19 protein-coding genes are annotated in these 18,189 nt (G+C 69.8%); 13 read left to right on the top strand and 6 right to left on the bottom strand.

Annotation, left to right across the window (positions count from 1 at the left end; all coding sequences use genetic code 11):
- Positions 1-37 precede the first annotated feature (37 nt).
- A complete protein-coding gene (locus tag ACFVJX_RS01340; RefSeq protein WP_384126660.1) occupies positions 38-1,669 on the top strand; it encodes a fucose isomerase in 1,632 nt (543 codons plus the stop codon).
- A gap of 57 nt (positions 1,670-1,726) precedes the next feature.
- On the opposite strand, the gene ACFVJX_RS01335 is transcribed toward ACFVJX_RS01340, so the two are convergent.
- Positions 1,727-2,314 (bottom strand): TetR/AcrR family transcriptional regulator, encoded by a 588-nt coding sequence (locus ACFVJX_RS01335; protein ID WP_384126659.1) that lies wholly within the window; start codon positions 2,312-2,314, stop codon positions 1,727-1,729.
- A gap of 70 nt (positions 2,315-2,384) precedes the next feature.
- Between ACFVJX_RS01335 and ACFVJX_RS01330 the strand changes: the two genes are divergently transcribed.
- The 3 genes from ACFVJX_RS01330 to ACFVJX_RS01320 all read left to right on the top strand — a co-directional run bounded on the left by ACFVJX_RS01330 (position 2,385) and on the right by ACFVJX_RS01320 (position 5,119).
- Positions 2,385-3,278, top strand: coding sequence for an NADP-dependent oxidoreductase (locus ACFVJX_RS01330; protein ID WP_384126657.1), 894 nt, complete (start codon positions 2,385-2,387; stop codon positions 3,276-3,278).
- A 198-nt stretch (positions 3,279-3,476) separates the two neighbouring features.
- Positions 3,477-4,211, top strand: a complete 735-nt coding sequence (locus ACFVJX_RS01325; RefSeq protein ID WP_384123403.1) for a class I SAM-dependent methyltransferase — start codon at positions 3,477-3,479, stop codon at positions 4,209-4,211.
- A gap of 137 nt (positions 4,212-4,348) precedes the next feature.
- Positions 4,349-5,119 carry a uracil-DNA glycosylase gene (locus tag ACFVJX_RS01320; RefSeq protein ID WP_384123405.1) on the top strand — a complete coding sequence of 257 codons (771 nt, stop codon included), beginning with the start codon at positions 4,349-4,351 and terminating at the stop codon, positions 5,117-5,119.
- Between the two features lie 115 nt (positions 5,120-5,234).
- Here ACFVJX_RS01320 and ACFVJX_RS01315 read toward each other — a convergent pair whose 3' ends face one another.
- Positions 5,235-6,746, bottom strand: a complete 1,512-nt coding sequence (locus ACFVJX_RS01315) for a cryptochrome/photolyase family protein (protein WP_384123407.1) — start codon at positions 6,744-6,746, stop codon at positions 5,235-5,237.
- 211 nt (positions 6,747-6,957) lie between these two features.
- Here ACFVJX_RS01315 and ACFVJX_RS01310 point away from each other — a divergent pair, with 211 nt between their 5' ends.
- Positions 6,958-7,128 carry a hydrophobic protein gene (locus ACFVJX_RS01310; protein ID WP_384123409.1) on the top strand — a complete coding sequence of 57 codons (171 nt, stop codon included), beginning with the start codon at positions 6,958-6,960 and terminating at the stop codon, positions 7,126-7,128.
- A gap of 242 nt (positions 7,129-7,370) precedes the next feature.
- Entirely contained in the window at positions 7,371-7,724 is a 354-nt protein-coding gene (locus ACFVJX_RS01305) for a PRC-barrel domain-containing protein (protein WP_384123411.1), read from the top strand.
- An 80-nt stretch (positions 7,725-7,804) separates the two neighbouring features.
- Here ACFVJX_RS01305 and eno read toward each other — a convergent pair whose 3' ends face one another.
- Positions 7,805-9,106: a phosphopyruvate hydratase gene (gene eno / locus ACFVJX_RS01300; RefSeq protein WP_384123413.1), complete on the bottom strand. Its 1,302-nt coding sequence runs from the start codon at positions 9,104-9,106 to the stop codon at positions 7,805-7,807.
- Between the two features lie 210 nt (positions 9,107-9,316).
- On the opposite strand from eno, the gene ACFVJX_RS01295 reads away from it, so the two are divergent.
- The gene (locus ACFVJX_RS01295; RefSeq protein ID WP_384123415.1) at positions 9,317-9,739 is read left to right on the top strand and encodes a MarR family winged helix-turn-helix transcriptional regulator; all 423 of its coding nucleotides are present in this window, start codon (positions 9,317-9,319) and stop codon (positions 9,737-9,739) included.
- A 467-nt stretch (positions 9,740-10,206) separates the two neighbouring features.
- A complete protein-coding gene (locus ACFVJX_RS01290; protein ID WP_384123417.1) occupies positions 10,207-11,001 on the top strand; it encodes an SDR family NAD(P)-dependent oxidoreductase in 795 nt (264 codons plus the stop codon).
- Positions 11,002-11,032: 31 nt separating this feature from the next.
- Here the strand turns inward: ACFVJX_RS01290 and ACFVJX_RS01285 are convergent, their stop codons facing one another.
- Positions 11,033-11,677, bottom strand: a complete 645-nt coding sequence (locus ACFVJX_RS01285; protein ID WP_384123730.1) for a ScbR family autoregulator-binding transcription factor — start codon at positions 11,675-11,677, stop codon at positions 11,033-11,035.
- Positions 11,678-12,245: 568 nt separating this feature from the next.
- Here ACFVJX_RS01285 and ACFVJX_RS01280 point away from each other — a divergent pair.
- Positions 12,246-12,926, top strand: coding sequence for an HAD family hydrolase (locus ACFVJX_RS01280; RefSeq protein WP_384123419.1), 681 nt, complete (start codon positions 12,246-12,248; stop codon positions 12,924-12,926).
- A gap of 39 nt (positions 12,927-12,965) precedes the next feature.
- Here ACFVJX_RS01280 and dhaL read toward each other — a convergent pair whose 3' ends face one another.
- Together dhaL and ACFVJX_RS01270 are read right to left on the bottom strand one after the other, a co-directional pair.
- Positions 12,966-13,634: a dihydroxyacetone kinase subunit DhaL gene (dhaL, locus tag ACFVJX_RS01275; RefSeq protein ID WP_385743393.1), complete on the bottom strand. Its 669-nt coding sequence runs from the start codon at positions 13,632-13,634 to the stop codon at positions 12,966-12,968.
- 67 nt (positions 13,635-13,701) lie between these two features.
- Positions 13,702-14,700: a dihydroxyacetone kinase subunit DhaK gene (locus ACFVJX_RS01270; RefSeq protein ID WP_384123423.1), complete on the bottom strand. Its 999-nt coding sequence runs from the start codon at positions 14,698-14,700 to the stop codon at positions 13,702-13,704.
- A 425-nt stretch (positions 14,701-15,125) separates the two neighbouring features.
- Between ACFVJX_RS01270 and ACFVJX_RS01265 the strand changes: the two genes are divergently transcribed.
- The 4 genes from ACFVJX_RS01265 to ACFVJX_RS01250 all read left to right on the top strand — a co-directional run bounded on the left by ACFVJX_RS01265 (position 15,126) and on the right by ACFVJX_RS01250 (position 18,112).
- Positions 15,126-15,635, top strand: coding sequence for a DinB family protein (locus ACFVJX_RS01265; protein WP_384123425.1), 510 nt, complete (start codon positions 15,126-15,128; stop codon positions 15,633-15,635).
- A gap of 121 nt (positions 15,636-15,756) precedes the next feature.
- Entirely contained in the window at positions 15,757-16,131 is a 375-nt protein-coding gene (locus ACFVJX_RS01260; protein WP_384123427.1) for a VOC family protein, read from the top strand.
- A gap of 636 nt (positions 16,132-16,767) precedes the next feature.
- Positions 16,768-17,436, top strand: a complete 669-nt coding sequence (locus ACFVJX_RS01255) for a hypothetical protein (RefSeq protein ID WP_384123429.1) — start codon at positions 16,768-16,770, stop codon at positions 17,434-17,436.
- 58 nt (positions 17,437-17,494) lie between these two features.
- The gene (locus ACFVJX_RS01250; protein ID WP_384123431.1) at positions 17,495-18,112 is read left to right on the top strand and encodes a class F sortase; all 618 of its coding nucleotides are present in this window, start codon (positions 17,495-17,497) and stop codon (positions 18,110-18,112) included.
- Positions 18,113-18,189 lie beyond the last annotated feature (77 nt).

Here is an 18,189-nt window from a genome sequence, read left to right as displayed (position 1 = left end):
ACGTTGTCCACCTCGTTCACACCCTTGGAGTTTCCGTATGCCCTACACAGTTCCGCAGCCCGTCACCCCGCCCGTCGCCGAGCCCGGTGTCGTGTACACCGTCGCCAGTGGCGATCTGCGCCCCGCCGCCAACGTCACCGGGTGGCCCTCCCAGCAGAAGCTCGAAGCGGACCTGGCCGCCGCGCTCACCGACCTCGGCCGGACGGTGCGCCGCGGCCACCCCGTCGACGAGGAGAAGGGGCACGGCTTCATCGACAGCCAGCGTGCGGGTATCGAGGTCTTCCGGCAACTGCCGCCGGACGCACCGCTGATCGTCGTGGAAGGTGTCTGGCAGTACAGCCACCATGTGCTTGCAGGGCTGCGCACCCACCGTGGGCCGATACTCGTCGTCGCCAACTGGAGCGGCGAATTCCCGGGCCTGGTGGGTCTGTTGAACCTGACCGGCAGCCTCACCAAGGCAGGCGTGTCCTACTCGGCGCTGTGGAGCGAGGACTTCACCGACGAGTGGGCCCGCGACGGGCTGCGCACCTGGCTGGAGACCGGGGTCCTCACCCACGACACCGCGCACGTGAGGCCGCTTCCCCCGCTGCCGGCCGACGCGGAGACCGAACTGGGCGTCGCGCTGGCCCAGCGGCTGCGCACGGAGAAGGCCATCATCGGGGTCTTCGACGAGGGCTGCATGGGCATGTACAACGCGATCATCGACGACGAACTCCTCAACCCTCTGGGCATCTACAAGGAGCGTCTGTCCCAGAGTGCTCTCGTCGTCGAGATGAACAGGGTCACCGACCAGGAGGCGCAAGCCGTACGCGACTGGCTGGACGCCGCCGGGATGACCTTCCACACGGGCACCGACGAGGCGACCGAGCTCACCGACGCGCAACTGCTCAGCCAGTTCCGGATGTATGTCGCCGCACTGCGCATCGCCGACGACTTCGGGCTCGACGCCGTCGGGATCCAGTACCAGCAGGGCCTCAAGGACACCGTCCCCGCCAGCGATCTGGCCGAGGGCCTGCTGAACAACGTGGAGCGCCCGGCGGTGCTCTCCCGGGACGGCTCCCGGGAGTTGTACGCGGGAGCCCCGCTGCCGCACTTCAACGAGGTCGACGAGGGTGTGGCCGTCGACTCGCTCGTCACCAACCGGATCTGGACCGCGATGGGGCTCGACCCGGCGACCACACTGCACGACATCCGCTGGGGGGAGGAGTACGACGGCCGGTTCGTCTGGGTCTTCGAGATCTCCGGCTCGGTACCCGCCTCCCACCACGGCGGTTACGACAGGTCGTGGTCGATGCGGCAACCGCCGATGTTCTTCCCGCTCGGTGGCGGGACCCTCAGCGGAGTCTCGAAGCCGGGCGAGATCGTATGGTCCCGCGTGTTCATCATGGACGGTTCCCTGCACGTGGATCTCGGGCGGGCGAGCGTGGTCGCCCTGCCCGAGGAGGAGACCCGTCGGCGGCTCGACGCCACCAACCCGCAGTGGCCGATCATGCACGCGGTCCTGCACGGGGTGACGCGCGATCAGTTCATGGCCCGGCACAAGGCGAACCACCTGAACGTGGCCTACGCCCCCGACGCCGCTACGGCCGACAGCGCCCTGCGGGCGAAGGCCGCACTGTTCGCCGAGTTGGGGCTCCGGGTTCACCTGTGCGGCGACGTGCGCCTCTGACCGGCCGCCGGCCGGTTCCTGCTCCCGCCCCGCGTGGAGGGACGGACTGCTCACGCCTCACTCGCGTCGAGCAGGACCGGTGACCTCCCACGCCGCTTCGATCATCCGGAAGATCTCGTCCACAGCCGCCTCCGGCTCGGGCGATTCGCGGCCGAGCGAGTGGGCGTCGACCACGAACCTCGCGATCGTCCGGCAGGCCGTCGTGGCCGGGGACAGATCGAGATCGGCGGCGATGGCCGCGGCCAGCGACTCCGCGTGGCGCAGCCGCATCGACTCCTCGTACTCCCGCAGAGCGGCCGACTCGTCGATCATACGCCAGATCGGGGCGGCCCCGGCCTCAGTGCAGTGTCGCACCAGGGCCTGCATCTCGTCGCGCAGGGCGGGGATGAGCGGCGAGTGCGGTGCCCGGTCGGTGACCGCCCGCGCGAGGCGCTGCTCGAAGTTCTCGTCCTGTTCGAAGACCAGGGCCTCCTTGGAGGCGAAGTGGGAGAAGAGGGTGGTCACGGCCACGTCGGCCTCGGCGGCCACGTCGCGGATACCCACCGCGTCGTAGCCGCGTTCCAGGAAGAGCCGCTGGGCGGCGTCAGCGATCTTCTGGCGGGTCGCGGCCTTCTTGCGCTCACGGCGTCCGGACGGCTCAGTCATGCACTGACGCTATCAAATACAAAGGAGTAACGGTTCCGAAACACTAACGGTTAGTGTTACGTTCCTCCGTATGAGGAAAGTGAGCTTCGCCGAGTTCGGCGGTCCGGACGTCCTGCAACTCGTAGACGCCGAGGAGCCCCACGCGGGCCCCGGTCAGATACGCATCGCCGTACGGGCGGCGGGGGTGAACCCCGTCGACTGGAGGGTCCGTGAGGGCCAGATCCTGAAGGCCCATCCGCTCGAGTTGCCCGCCGGAGTCGGACTGGACGCCTCCGGGGTGGTGGACGAGGTCGGCGATGGCCTCGAAGGGGTCGAGGTCGGGGACCACGTGTTCGGCGAGGGTTCGAGCACCTACGCCGAGTTCGCCGTGCTGTCGGCCTGGGCCCGGATGCCCGAGGGGCTGACCTTCGAGGAGGCGGCCGGATACCCCTCCGTGGTGGAGACCGCGCTGCGCATCATCCGCGAGGTCGGCGTCCTGCCCGGGCAGACGCTGTTGGCCAGTGGTGCGTCCGGCGGCGTCGGATCGGCGGTGCTCCAGATCGCCCGCGACCGCGGCATCAAGGTGATCGGCACGGCCGGCGCCAGGAGCCAGGACTACCTGCGCGGCCTGGGCGCCCTCGCCACGACGTACGGCGACGGCTGGGTCGGGAGGGTGCGTTCGCTCGGGCATGTCGACGCGGCGCTCGATCTGGCCGGCTCGGGCGTGATCCGCGAGCTCGTCGAGCTGACCGGGGACCCGCGGAAGGTGGTCTCCATCGCCGATCTCGACGCGCCGGAGCTCGGTGTCCGCTTCTCCGGCGTGGCCGGGAGCGTGCCGGAAGCGCTCGACCGGGCGGCCGATCTCATCTCGCGGGGCAGACTCCACATCCCGGTCGAGAAGTCGTACACGCTGGCCGAGGCCGCGGCGGCACACATCGACAGCCAGGCCGGTCACACACGCGGGCGCCGGGTCATCGTCATCTGAGCCGCAGCGGTTCGGCCCGGCACGCCAATTTGCTCGGCGGCGGAGAAATCGCGCTCCCCGCCGCCTGAGGGCTGTCCCGTAATCCCTGGCGCCCGCCGGGGATTACGGGACAGCCCTCAGGCGGCCGGAAGCGGGTATCAGGACGCGGATCGTGTCAGGATGCTCGGCATGTCCGGTCGCGCACTCAGTTTCGGAGCAATGGCGGAAGCCTACGAACGTTTCCGGCCCGGATACTCGATGGCCCTCTTCGACAGAGTCATGGCGTATGCCGGTCAGCCGGTACGCACAGCCCTCGAGATCGGCGCCGGGACCGGCAAGGCGACCCGCCTCTTCGCTCAGCGGGGGGTCGACGTCACCGCGACCGAACCCGACGCGGCCATGCTCGCGGAGCTGCGCCGACACGTACCGCCGTCTGTCCGGACGGCGCGGGCCTCCTTCGAGGACCTGGGGGCCGGTGAGACGTACGGTCTCGTCTACGCCGCAGCGGCGCTGCACTGGACGGACCCGGCGGGCAGGTGGCCTCGGGTGGCCGCCCTGCTGGAGCCGGGTGGTGTGTTCGCCTCGTTCGGCGGGCCGGTCCGGCCTGCCGACCCGGCCGTGGGGGAAGCCGTCCGCAAGGCGCGGGCGCCGTTCCTGGACGACGACGACATCCCGTCCCCGGACGGCACACCTCCTGAACACGAGATGCAGTGGCCGGGCACCGAGCTGAGACGGTCCGAGTGGTTCACCGATGTCCAGCAATCGGTGATCGAACGGCGCCTGACGGTGAGCGCACGCGACTACGTCGGCCACCTCTCGACCATCTCGGCCTATCTCGTGCTGCCGGACATCGAGCGGGAGCAGGCGTTCGAGCAGATCGCACGAGTGCTGCCCGAGACGGTCGATCTCGTCGCCGACGTGACCGTCCACCTCGCACGGCGCACAGCCCGGTAGTACCCCTGAGGACCGCTGCGTGCCGGTGGGCGCTCCGGCGTGGAGAGGACTCATCTGCGCGGAACCCGGCTATTTTTCCCGGAGGCTGCGACGGCCGCGCACCAGTCGCCCACTACCGTTCCCGAACGGGGTTGATCATGTCCGGCAGCGAGGACTATCCGGCGTCGGCGGCCGCCGACGCCCGCACCCTGACCGATCTGGACGCGCGGCTGGTCTCGTGTCGTGCGTGTCGGCGCCTCGTCGCCTGGCGGGAGGAGACCGCTCTCGCCAAGCGTGCCGCGTTCCGCGGCTGGGAGTACTGGGGGCGTCCGGTGCCCGGCTTCGGTCCGGCGGACGCCGCGATGGTGATCACGGGGCTGGCTCCCGCCGCGCACGGCGGGAACAGGACCGGCCGGATGTTCACCGGTGATGTGGCCGGCGACCTGCTGTTCGCGACGCTGCACGAACTCGGCCTGGCCTCCCGGGCCACGGCGACGCACCGGGGTGACGGCCTGGAGCTGTACGGGGTGCGGGTCACCGCGCCCGTGCACTGTGCACCGCCCGCCAATCGGCCCACGACAGGTGAACGCGACACCTGCCGTCACTGGCTGGCTCGCGAGTTGCAGCTGCTCCGGCCGACGGCACGCTCCGTCGTCGTGCTGGGCGGCTTCGGCTGGCAGGCCACTCTCCCGGCTCTGCGGCAGTCGGGTTGGGAACTACCTCGCCCGCGTCCGCCGTTCGGCCACGGCACGAGGACGACGCTGGCACCCACGGACGGGTCCGCTGCCGCCTTGACGGTGTTCGGCTGCTACCACGTGAGCCAGCGCAACGTGTTCACGGGCCGCCTCACCCCGGCGATGCTGCGCGAGGTACTCGCCGAGGCCGCCCGCGCAGCCGGCCTTCCCCTCGTGCGGCCGGGACCGGGGTGAGCCGGGCGTACGGGTCGGCGTGCGGTACGCGGAAGGCGCAGCGGCCGGCCACGCGCCTCGTGCCCTTCCACGCACCCGGCCGGACCGGTGTTCGTGCCGTGACGAACCGGCAGGATCAGTCGCCGCGGTCGCGCTCCTGCTCCAGCAGGGCGTCGAGATCCCGGAGCCTGTCGAGCCCGCGTACCGCCCGGGTCATCCGCACGTTGCGTTCGAACCGGTCCCGGTGGCGGTGCAGGAGGTTCCAGTATCCGGCGGTGAAGGGGCAGGCGTCCTCACCGACCCGTACGGACGGCTTGTACCGGCAAGGGCCGCAGAGGTCACTCATCCGGTCGATGTAGGCGCCTCCGGACGTATAGGGCTTGGTGGTCATCCGGCCCCCGTCCGCGTACTGCGACATGCCCACCACGTTCGGGACCATGACCCAGTCGTAGCCGTCGACGAAGCTCCGGTGGAACCAGTCGGTGACGGCCCGGGGTTCCCACCCCCGCTGGAGCGCGTGACTGCCGAGGATCATCAGTCGGGGAATGTGGTGGGTCCAGCCCGTCGACCTGACCTGTTCCAGCGTGTGGGAAAGGCAGTTCGCGCCGGTGCCGTCCGGGGAGAGTTCGGTGAACCAGTCGGGCAGGGGCTCCTGGTGGCGCAGGACATTGCTCGCGCGGTATCGCGGGCCGAAGTGCCAGTAGAGGTGCCAGACGTACTCGCGCCACCCGGCGACCTGCCGCACGAACCCCTCGACGCTGTTGAGCGGCACGTCGCCCGACCGCCATCGCGCCTCCGCCCGCTCGACGCACTCGGCGGGATCCAGCAGGCCGAGGTTGAGCGAGGTGGAGAGCAGGCTGTGGCTCATCGCCGCGTCCCCGGCGAGAACCGCGTCCTCGTGGGCGCCGAACGTGGCGAGCCGGTGCTCCACGAAACGGCGGAGCGCGGCAAGGGCCTCCCGGCGCGTGGCGGGAAACCAGCGAGGTGCGTCGTCACCGACGAACTCCACGTCCCCGTCGCGCGACCAGCGGTCGAGGTCGGAGCGCACTTCGGCGTCGATGTCGCTCTCCCGGGGGCGGTAGGGGGCCGGCACGCCGAGGCCGGTGGCGCCGCGGGGCGGCGGCCGACGGTTCTCGTGGTCGAGGTTCCACCGGCCGCCGGCGGGGTGGTCCCCCTCCATCAGCAGATCGTGCGTCTGACGGACCCACCGGTAGAAGTCCTCCTGGCGAAGGTGCTTCGTGCCGCGGTCGTCCGCCCAGTTCCTGAACTCGTCGTGCGTGACGAGGAAGCCGCGCGCCGGCAGCACGCGCACGGAGGGCAGCGCGCTGACGAAGGCGTGGGCCGCGTGGGAGGTGGGGTGGTGCACGGTCACCCGGGCGTCCCCGACGGCCTCGCGCAGGCCCTGGCGATAGGTGTCCGCCTTGACGTACTGCACCCGGTCACCGAGTTCCGCCGCCCGGTGACGCATCGCCGAAAGCACCAGGTGCGCTTTGCCGCGATGGAAACGTCTCCGCCGGAAGACGCTCCTGGCCTCGATCATCACCAGTGGCGCGTCCCGGTGCGGGCCGCCCCGCGCGGGATCGACGAAATGAGGGCCGAGCTGATCGCCGAACAGCCAGTGCGGGGTACCGGACGGTTCAGCGGTCATGTACGGCGCTCCCTCGACGAACTGTGGTCCGGCCGTCCCATGATCACGACGCGGCGCTCCTCCTCAGATCAAAGCGCAGGACGGTGCGGGCCACGCACGGCACACGCCGGGCGCGACGCGTGGGGTCGCCGGCCGGTCGCAAATATTTAATAGGGCCCGCAGGAATGAAGCCCGGACTCAGGGGCATCTGCCATCTCGGAGGTTGATAATCATGGTTCCCATCATTCTGGTTCTACTGCTCGCCCTGATCCTCTTCGGTGCCGGATTCGCACTCAAGGCGCTGTGGTGGATCGCTGTCATCGTGCTGGTGGTATGGCTGCTCGGCTTCATAATCCGACCTGCGGCCAGTGGCGGAAAGCGAGGCCGCTGGTACCGCTGGTAAACAGGTTTCAGCGCCGGAGTGTCCTGAGCCGGGGTTCCGTGAGGGTGGGCCGCGAGAAATCTACGTCGCGGCCCACCCTCATGTGTTCTTCCCAGAAAAAAATCTCTCGGCATATGAATGTGTAGGGCCGAGGGTGCAGGGCACGCGAACTTCCGAGAGCGCGTCACCGGATATTTCGGAGACGCCATCCGACTCCACTGTTCCGACGGTGGAGAGCGAGTTATTCAATGAGGGAGCAACTTATGAGTGACAACATCTGGGGCTACAAGCCGACCGCGGGTCACACGGCTGGTACCGATCTCATCGGCTACAAGGTCGAGGCCACCGACGGAAGCATCGGCAAGGTCGACAAGCACTCGGACGACGTCAACTCCGCGTACCTCGTGGTCGATACCGGTGTCTGGATCTTCGGCAAGCACGTCCTGCTGCCGGCCGGCACCGTACGGACCGTCGACCAGGCCGAGCGCAAGATCTTCGTCGACCTCACCAAGGACCAGATCAAGGACTCCCCCGAGTTCGACAAGGACAAGCATGTCGGCGATGCCGGATACCACGAGCAGGTCGGCGGCTACTACGACAGCTACCACCGCCCCTGATCCGCAGCCGCACCTCACCCTGGTGTGCATGGGCCGAAGTGTTTTATCGTGTGGCCCGTCGCTATCTCGGGTACCGAGGCCTATGGGCGGTGCAGCACCGATCCGCCCGCGTACTGCGCCGATGCGCCCAACTCCTCCTCGATCCTGATGAGCTGGTTGTACTTCGCCGTACGGTCGGACCGGGAGAGCGAGCCGGTCTTGATCTGGCCGCAGCCCGTCGCCACCGCCAGGTCCGCGATCGTGGTGTCCTCCGTCTCGCCGGAGCGGTGCGACATGACGGCCGTCCAGCCCGCGCGGTGCGCCGTGGTGACCGCGGCGAGGGCCTCGGTCAGGGTGCCGATCTGGTTCACCTTGACCAGGACCGAGTTGCCGACACCCGTGCGGATGCCCTCGCGCAGCAGTTCCTCGTTCGTGCAGAAGACGTCGTCGCCGGTGAGCTGGCAGCGGTCACCGACGCGGGCGGTCAGCGCCCGCCAGCCATCCAGGTCGTCCTCGGCCATCGGGTCCTCGATGGAGACGATCGGATACGAGTCGACCAGCTTGGCCAGGTAGTCGACCTGTTCGGCCGGGGTACGACGTACGCCTTCGCCCTCGTACACGTACGCACCGTCGTGGAAGAACTCCGATGTGGCCGGATCCATGATCAGGCCGATGTCCGCACCAGGCCGGTACCCGGCGCGTTCGATGGCTGCCGTGACGAAGTCGAGCGCCTCCTCCGCCGTGCGCAGCGCGGGTGCGAAGCCACCCTCGTCGCCGACGCCCGTGGAGTGGCCGGCGGCCAGCAGGTCACGGCGCAGCGTATGGAAGATCTCGGAGCCCATGCGGACGGCCTCCGCGAAGGTCTCCGCACCCACCGGCGCGATCATGAACTCCTGGAAGTCCAGCGGATTGTCCGCGTGGGCGCCGCCGTTGACGATGTTCATCATCGGCAGCGGGAGGAGGCGGGCGTCGGCACCGCCGAGGTAGCGGTACAGCGGCTGCCGGTGAGCCGCCGCGGCGGCCTTGGCGGCGGCGAGCGAGACACCGAGTAGCGCGTTGGCTCCGAGCCGGGACTTGTTGGAGGTGCCGTCGAGCGCGACGAGTGCGGCATCGAGGCCCGCCTGGTCATCGGCGTCCCGGCCCACGACCACCGAGGCGATCTCGCCGTTGACGTGGGCGACCGCGCGATCGACGCCCTTGCCGTGCCAGCGCCCGGGGTCGCCGTCGCGCAACTCCACGGCTTCCCGTGCACCGGTGGAGGCTCCGGAGGGAACCGCGGCCCGGCCGAGGGATCCGTCCCCCAGGAGGACATCGGCCTCGACGGTGGGGTTGCCCCGACTGTCGAGGACCCGGCGGGCGGCGACCGACTGGATGGCGGTGAGCTCAACTGACTTGGAAGCCATGGGAGATCCTTCCCGTTGCTGCACGCCGCGGCTCTGCTGCGACAACGCTGGCGCGTGCCGCGACAGCCGCAACTGTACAGCAATGCTGTTCAGATTTGCTGTACAGGTCCGCTGTACAGAACAGCTGCACAGTTCGGGTGCACAGGTCCTCCGTACAGGCTGTACAGGAGGGGTGCACTGTCGACTTGTCGCCGCGCGTTAAAGTGCCCTATGCACACCCCGGAACCTGCCGCCGTCGCCATCGAACTGCGTACCGCGATGGGCAAGCTCACACGGCGTGTGAAGCACGAGGATCGAATTCCGCACGGCCAGGTCTCCGCGCTCGGCGCGCTGGACCGCGACGGCGCCATGACCACCAGCGATCTCGCGGTGGATCAGCGCGTGCGACCCCAGTCGATGGCCCGCGCCGTCGGGCTGCTGATGGAACAGGGCCTCGTCACCCGACGGGCGCACCCCACGGACGGACGCAAGTCCCTGGTCGAGCTCTCCCCCGCGGGACGCGCCGCGCTCGATGCCGAACGCGGCCGCAGGGCCGGCTGGCTCGCCCAGGCCATCGAGGCCGAACTCACCGCCGAGGAGCGGGAGCTACTGGCGCGCAGTGCCACCCTGATGGAGCGGCTCGCCGCCCGCTGAGGGCTGTCCCGTTGGTCCCCGGCGGGCGCATGACGCCGACTACGGCGCCCCAACGTGTTGTCGGAACGCCCGAATACATCCAGTACGCGGACGCCCCTCCGCCCTGCGATGCACCGCGTCCGACGCCGCGCGCTGATCCACCAGGGACCACGGGACAGCCTTCAGGCCGCCGACCGGCACGGTCCGCCGGGCCGAGGGCTCCGGCACATCACGGGGCGAGTCCCGGGTAACGAACCCCGCGCGTCGCCTCCCCGCTCCCGCTCCGTCGGTGCGAGGGTGAGGACAACCGACCAGACCTCCCGCGGGGCCGTCCCGGTCGTCGGCGGACGCGGAACGTCCGGCACCGGCAGGGCCCGGCATCCCGTCAGCACCCCGGGACGGCGGGCGGCGGCCCGGGGACGCCGTCCCGGTACGCAGCACCGGTACGAAGCACCCACCCCGCCTCCCCGTCGAGAAGGGCATCAACTGTGCACATCGACCTGTCCGGACGAACGGCCCTCGTCACCGCGTCGACCCAGGGCATCGGCCACGCCATCGCGACGGGACTGGCCCGCGCCGGTGCGCGTGTCGCGGTCAACGGACGGGGCAGTGAACGCGTCGAGCGAACAGTCCGGCAACTCCGTTCCGAGACCGGCAACGACGACATCCTGGCCGCCCCCGGCGACCTCGCCGACGAGGCCGGCACCCGGGCCGTCCTCGACGTCCTCCCGCGGGTGGACATCCTGGTCAACAACCTCGGTATCTTCGGCCCGACACCGCCGCTGGAGATCGACGACGAGCAGTGGCGCCGCTACTTCGAGGTCAACGTCCTCGCCGCCGTACGCCTGATCCGCGCCTACCTGCCCGGCATGCAGGATCGGGGCTGGGGCCGCGTCCTCTCGCTCGCGAGCGACTCGGCGATCGTCGTCCCGGCCGAGATGATCCACTACGGCATGACCAAGACCTCACTGCTCGCGGTCAGTCGTGGTTTCGCGAAGGCGGCCGCCGGTACCGGCGTCACCGTCAACTCCGTGATCGCCGGTCCCACCCACACCGAAGGCGTGGAGGAGTTCGTCCGCGAGCTCGTCGGTGACGACCTTCCCTGGGACGAGGCCCAGCACCGGTTCATGGTCCGGCATCGCCCCCAGTCCCTCATCCAGCGCCTCATCGAACCCGAGGAAATCGCCAACATGGTGGTCTACCTCAGCTCCACCTATGCCTCCGCCACCACCGGCGGGGCGCTCCGGGTCGACGGCGGCTACGTCGACTCCATCCTGCCCTGACCCCACCCTGCCCCGATCGCGGTGCCGGTCGTCACCGGGAGGTGGGATGGGGCTCGACATGGGCACGTGCACGGACCAGTAGGGCGGCCGGGTCCGGGTCCGCCTGCAGGGACTTCAGTATCAGCAGCCACCACTGGTCGAGCCGCTCCCTCCAGCCCCGCCCGCCCGGCAGGTCGTCGGTCAGCACGCAGAGCCCGAAGAACGCGCACACGAGTGTCACGGCCGCCGCCGACGGCTCGACTTCCGCCGCGAGTTCTCCCCTCGCGCGGGCCTCGGCGAGAAGTCTGGTGGCGGCCGACGCCCAGGCGTCGAAGGGTGTGGGAACTGCGGCCTCGATGCCGTGGCGTTCCGCCCACAGCCGCACGCCCGCGCGCGCCACGACGTCCTCACTGAGGGAACGCGCGACACCGAAACTCAGCGCGACCAGCTTCTCGAGCGGGGGAATTCCGGGCGCGGCGTAGGCGGCTGCCAGTTCGGGCCAGGTGGCGAACTGTTCGCGGGCCACTGCCAGCGCAAGTTTCTCCTTGCTCGAGTAATGGAAATAGATGGCCCCGCTGGTCTTTCCCGAGTGATCACTTATGTCATTGACACTCGTTCCCACATATCCCCGTTCGACAAATAGATGTGCCGCCGACTCCAACAGCACTCTGCGGGTCGCACGCGCCCTTTCCTGCACTTCAGCTCCACCTTCGCTCACATGTACCAGCGCCACGACGGGAGGTTCCGGGCCCTCCCCCACGGAGGACGCAGTCGCATCGCGCGAAGATCTTATTATTCGTCGCACATGCGCGGGCGGGAGCATATTCACACAATCTGTGGCTCCGCTGAGCAGAATCGTTTCTCTAGAGCGCGGCCGCTCCGTCCACCGCATCCCGCGGCACCCCAAGGGCACCGCTCACCAGGCACGTTGACCGCATTTCGGGCGCCGCGGGTGCGCGCAGCGCCGCACTGACGGGCAGCGGTCACCCTCGATCGCGGGTGCCTCCATGCACTCGAATTGGTGATTGCGGAAATCGGCGGCGTCAAATTAACGTAACGGTCACGATGTTTTCGGCTGCGGCCGAAAGCCACGATGCACGTCCGCCGCGGAGTGCCCAGACACGGCCGGGCGGCCACAGCATCCGTGCGGCATCGCCCGTCCCCTCTCATTTCCGCGAGTGGGATCACCCATATCCCGGCACACGTGTGCCCGCCTGCGTCCACGCAATGCACCGGTCGGCGCAGCCTCCGAGAACGGCAATGACATGACAGCTCGAAACATCCTTTTATGGTCGCCGTCCGCCATCGTCTTCGACTGCGACGGAACCCTGATGGACACGGAACGACACTGGCAGGAGGCCCGGAACATCACCTTCCGGATGTTCGGTCTCAATCCGCCGGCCGGATTCGCCGACCGCGCCAAGGGGGTGCACTACAGCGAGTGCGGCGCGCTCATGGCCAACGAGACCGGAAAGCCGGACCTGGCGGACGATCTGGCCGGCACGCTCCTCACCACGTTCACCGCACTGGTGGACCAGGATCCGGTGACCATGCCGGGCGCCGCCGCGCTGGTCAGGCTGGCCGCTCGCCACCTCCCGATCGCGGTGGCGAGCAACTGCCCCCGGGAGATGGTGGAGTCGTGCCTCGACCGGGCCGGCCTCCTGAGCTCCTTCGGCCACGTGGTGGTCGCAGGCGCGGACGTACGGCCGAAGCCGGAGCCCGACGTCTACAGAGTGGCCGCCCGCCTCTGCGGCGTGCCGCCCGAAGAGGCCCTGGCCGTGGAGGACTCGATCACCGGCATGGAATCGGCCCACAGGGCGGGCCTTCGCGTCATCGGCATCGGAACGCCCCCACAGGGCTCGGATGCCGATCCGGCCGACCTGTGGGTCACCAGCCTCGCCGACCGCGAGCTGGTGCGGTGGGCCCGTAGCCGGATCGGCGCGTAGATCAGGCCTGGGTGGGCGAGCGCTCCGGGGGACAGGCGGTCACCCGGTCGCCAGGTGGGACGACAGTGCCTGCACAGCACCGGCTGCGGAGGCGAAGAACAGGGCGATGCCCACCGCTCCGGGGTCCGGGACGCCTGTCGCCCGTTCACCCAGGTAGCTCGCCCGGCCCATGCGCGCGGTCAGCGACGCAGTGTCCCGTACCCCCCGCCACGCACCGTCCGCGGCGTAGGCCAGAGCCGTTGGGGGCGGCGCGCCCCCCGCCGCCCGCAACGCGGCAGCGGCCGGAGTCAGTGCGTCGACCAGCGTCTTGTCCCCGGGCGAGGCGTCACCCACACGGCGTATGGCGGCGAGTCCCTGCTCCGTGCCGTGCGCGAGGGCGGCCGAGTTCAGCTCGGCCCCGTCCGCACCCGCTGCGGCCCGGCTCATGGCCTGGAACAGCAGACCGAACAGTGGGCCGCTCGTCCCACCGATCTCGTCGAGGAAGGCAGTGGCCATGGCCCCCAGGGCATCCGCGGGCCCGGCCGCCCCGTCCATCCGGTCGAGAAGCGGCCCGGCGGCCCGAACGCCGGCCGCGAGATTGGTCCCGAAGTCGCCGTCACCCGCCTGCTGGTCGAGCGATGTCAGCTCGGCTTCGGTGGCGTACACCGTTCCAGTGAAGCGAAGCATCCAGTCACGGGTCTGCGTGCCGTCGAAAGTGGCGGTTGTCATGGCGCCGTCCTCCTGCTTCCGCTTCCGCTCCTGTCACGGGCCGCCGGGGAACCGGCGAACCGGTCGCTCACCATCGCAGTGCCGGGGTGTGGACCGGCGCGTCGTAGAAGTCCAGCGTGTCCTGGTCGGCGACCATGAGCGTCAGGGAAAAGCCCCGCATGTCGAGCGCCGTGACGTAGTCGCCGACGAGGTGCCGTGCGAGACGCACCTTCCGGGCGTCGAGGACCCGGCCCAGCTCACCGAAGATGCCGTACAGCTCGAGCGAGGTGACGGACCCCAGACCATTGACCAGGGCGACGACCGGCTCATCGGGCCCGGGGCGCAGCTCGTCGAGGAGGGCACCCGCCATGTCGTCCACCAGTTCGCCCACCGGCCCCTGCGGCCGGGTGCGGTCGGCACGCTCGCCGTGGATCCCGACGCCGTACTCCAGTTCGCCGGGGCGCAGCCGGAACGCCGGCTCGCCGGTGACCGGTGCGTGGTGGGCGGCGGAAGCGACGGCCAGGGTCCGGCACCGACCGGCCACGGCGGCGCCGATCGCCACCAGTTCGTCGAGCCCCCGCCCCGCGTCCGCCGCACCACCGAGGACCTTCTCCACCAGTACCGCGGCGCCCGTGCCGCGGCGCCCGGCAGCGATCTCCTCCGAGTCGGATGCGAGGTCGTCGTCGACGAGAACCCGCGCGCAGGTGATCCCCGCATCGGCGAGCCGCTCGGCCGCGATACCGAAGTTGATCCGGTCCCCCGTGTAGTTCTTCACGATGTGCAGCACGCCTTGCGGCCCGGCCACCGCGCGGGACGCCCGGAAGATCTGCCGGTTGTGCGGCGAGGCGAAGACCCTCCCGGGGCAGGCGGCGTCGAGCATGCCCGCGCCGACAAACCCCGCGTGCAGCGGCTCGTGTCCCGATCCACCGCCCGAGAGCAGTCCCACGCGCCGGGTCGGCGCCGGGTTCCGGGCGGTGAAGAATCCGTCGGCGCCGTCATACGCCACGAGGTCCGCATGTGCCCGCGCGAAGCCGGACAGTGCGTCGGGGACGAGTTCACCGGCGGCGTTCTCGAAGTACCTGGGCATACGCGGCACCCTTCCGTCCCCGGTCGCGAGGCCGGACGGGTCGGCCTCCTGACGAGACCTCCATGGTGCGGCTGACTATGCGCATGCGGCAACTCGCGGAGCGTATCGATTTACGGCCGAACCGCGCCGACGCGCTCTTCCGGCCGGGCACGCCGGACTGCCGGGACTACCGGGGCTACTGGGGCTATTGGGGCGACCGGGCGGCAGAACTGCGGCGCGGCCTCTCATGGACGGCTTCACCGAGGTGGTCGGTCCGCTCCTCGACCGCACGGGACGGTCCTCGGTCACCCGCCCGGCCCCGCCCGCCGGGCGGGGCCCCGGCGATGCGAGTGCGTGGGCGCTGTCACCGCTTGTTCCCACATGCGGCCACGCGGCGGGCGTGGATACTGGCCCCCCACACCGGCACGGACGAGGAGCACGGCCAAGTGACCAGCGACAACCGCATAGGACCGCCCAGCATCGGCAGTGAACGTGAAATGCTGCGGGCGTTCCTCGACTACCACCGCGCGACCCTCGCCATGAAGTGCGAAGGGCTCACCGACGAGGAGCTGCGGCAGACGTCCATGCCTCCGTCCACGCTCTCGTTGCTCGGTCTGGTGCGGCATATGGCCGAGGTGGAGCGCACATGGTTCCGCCGGGTCTTCGAGGACAACGACGCTCCCATGGTCTGGTCCGACAAGATCGACTTCCAGGCGGCTTACGACGCCAGCGCCTCGACCAGGGCCGAGGCGTTCGGAGCGTGGGAGGCCGAGGTGGAGCGATCGCGCCGTATCGAGCAGGAGGCCGAGTCCCTGGACCGGACCGGGCGTCAGCCGAGGTGGGACGAGGACGTGTCACTGCGGATGGTGATGGTGCACGTCCTCCTGGAGTACGGCAGGCACAACGGACACGCGGACTTTCTGCGTGAGGGCGTCGACGGAACCGTGGGCGCCTGAATCCGCGCCTTCGGGACCATGAGCGCCTGAGCAGACATCGTCGGGGCCACGGGCGGCCGGGTCCGGCAGAGTGGCTGCGGTGGGATGCGCGCGGGCGCACGGCGGGGGCAGGGTTGGAGGCATGACGACAACACTCGGTGCCTTCGTACTCGGTACTCCCGATCCTCCGGCACTGGCCGACTTCTACCGGGCACTGCTCGGCTGGGAAGAGGTCGACCGGCAGCCGGAGTGGGTCCGCCTGCGGGCTCCGGAACAGGAACGCCCGGGCCTCAGCTTCCAGTTGGAGACCGATCACACTCCCCCGGCCTGGCCGCAGCGACCGGGCACTCAGCAGATGCAGGCGCACCTGGATCTGCAGGTGGACGACTTGGAGGCGGAGACCGGGCGGGCGTGCGCCCTGGGCGCGACGGTGGAGGACCACCAGCCCCAGGAGGGTGTGCGGGTCCTCCGCGACCCGCACGGCCATCCGTTCTGCCTCTTCCTTCCGGGCGCCTGAACGTCACCCGCTTGGCGCCGCGCGAGCGGCGGCCGAGGTGCGGTTCGCCTCCGTCATGGACAGCGCCTCGGCCGGGCTCGGCTCGCGGATGCGGCCGCCCGCCCGAGGCGCATGAATCCACGCCCGTCGGCTCCTGGCCGCCCTCCGCACGCCCGCCCAATGCCCCGCTCCACGTGCACACGCATCCGGGTCGCCGCCCTACACCAACTACCTTCCGTCGAGGGCGGGTTGAGATCGTGAAGGCCGGGCCCCCGGCACACGTACGACACACACGAGAGACGCCCCCCACGCAGGCCGGACGGTGACGGAGCAAGACCTTTCCGTACGTCAGGAAGAAGCGACGGGAAGGTACATGGCCGCACGGGAACCGAGCGGCCTCCTGATGACGCCGGGACCGATCGTCACTTATTGACACGCACCTGACCGATGACGCGGCGACCCGACCGGCCGCCACGAGGGCCCGAAACACGCCCACGTCACCCCGCTCACCCCTCCCGCCATGGCCCGCTATCGGCTACTCAGGGTACTTGTCATCCTTTTTCGGAGTGTTACGGCATATTTCTGCGGCAATCCATGCCATCTCTTAGGCGATCAATCGATCAGTACGACAATCATCCTGGTTTGAAGGAGCTCAGCATGCGTATTTCCGCTTCCGTCCGGTCCCGCAGCATCCGTGCGGGTGGCGCAGTGGCCGCCGCGGTCGCCATCGCCGGAGCGACGCTGGCCGGGGCATCCACCGCCTACGCCGCTCCCGGCGACAGCGGCGACATCGACGTCCGCTCGGTCGGCTGGAACTCGCACGGCGGCGACGGGGTCGAGGTCTGCAAGTTCGTCCTCTCCGCCAGCAACTTCGAGTCGTTCCCGGCCGTTCCCTGGACGATCACCGCGCAGCCGCCGACCGTCCCCCCGGGCGACACCCTCCAGAGCACACTGCCGCTCGTGAACGGCTCGGCGCGCAGCCAGGAGTACCTGCTCCCGGAGGGCACGTACCAGCTCGTGTGGATCGTCCCGGCGGGCCCGAAGCAGAAGAGCTTCCGGGTGGACTGCTCCAAGCCCACCAACGGTGGCCGCGCGGACAGCAACGGTGGCCGTGACTCGTCCGCGTCCGGTGCCGAGTCGAACTACGAGAAGCCGTCCGGTGGGGTGCCCGCCGGCGGCGGTGGCGTGCCGGACATGACGGACCTCAGCTCCGAGAGCGACTCGAACGTCGGGACGACGGCCGCGCTGGCCGTCGGGGCGGCCGGGGCCGCGGGGCTGATCCTGGTCCGCCGAGCCGCACGCCGCCGTGCCCGCAACGAGGCATAACGCCCGCAGTCGACGTCGACGGCGACGACGGGGGCCGACTCGGGCGTGCCGTCTCACGATGACACTGTGCGTGTTCTCCTCGCTGATGACCGGCATCGTCTGGGCGAGTTCCGGCTCGTCCGACGACCCGTCGGCCTCCGCCGCCCACGGCGCCGACTCCGCGGGCGGCGGCGACCTCCCGAAGCGAGGGGCTCCGCACGCACCCCTGTCGCCCTCAAGACCGGTGAAGATCACGGTGCCCGGCATCTTCATCGAGGCCTCTGTCGTGGGCCTCGGACTCGACGGCAAGGGACATCTCGGTGCCCCGCCGCTGAGCAAGCCGAAGGTGGTGGGCTGGTACCGGAACGGCCCGTCGCCCGGGGACGCGGGGACGTCCCTGATCGTCGGGCACCGAGACACCGAGACAGGGCCGGCGATCTTCCTCAACCTCAACGCGCTGCACCGGGGTGACACGGTGAAGGTCACCAGGGCCGACCGGCGCACCGCGGTGTTCACCATCGATGAGGTGAAGACCTACACGAAGGACAAGTTCCCGGACGACAAGGTGTACGGGACCACCAAACGTCCGGAGCTGAGACTCATGACGTGCGGTGGACGCTTCGACAAGAAGAGCGGATACGCGGCCAACGTTGTCGTGTTCGCCCACCTGACGTCCATGAAGAAACAGGCGGCCTGAAGCCCGTCAGCAGTGCGGGAGCGGCCGGTACCTCGGGGGCGAGGTACCGGCCGTCCGCGCGTTCCCGGACACGTACC

This window comes from Streptomyces sp. NPDC127177 (assembly GCF_042672475.1).
Classification (GTDB): domain Bacteria; phylum Actinomycetota; class Actinomycetes; order Streptomycetales; family Streptomycetaceae; genus Streptomyces.
Note: the sequence above shows the minus strand (reverse complement) of the source record. Positions and strands in the feature narration are given on the sequence as shown.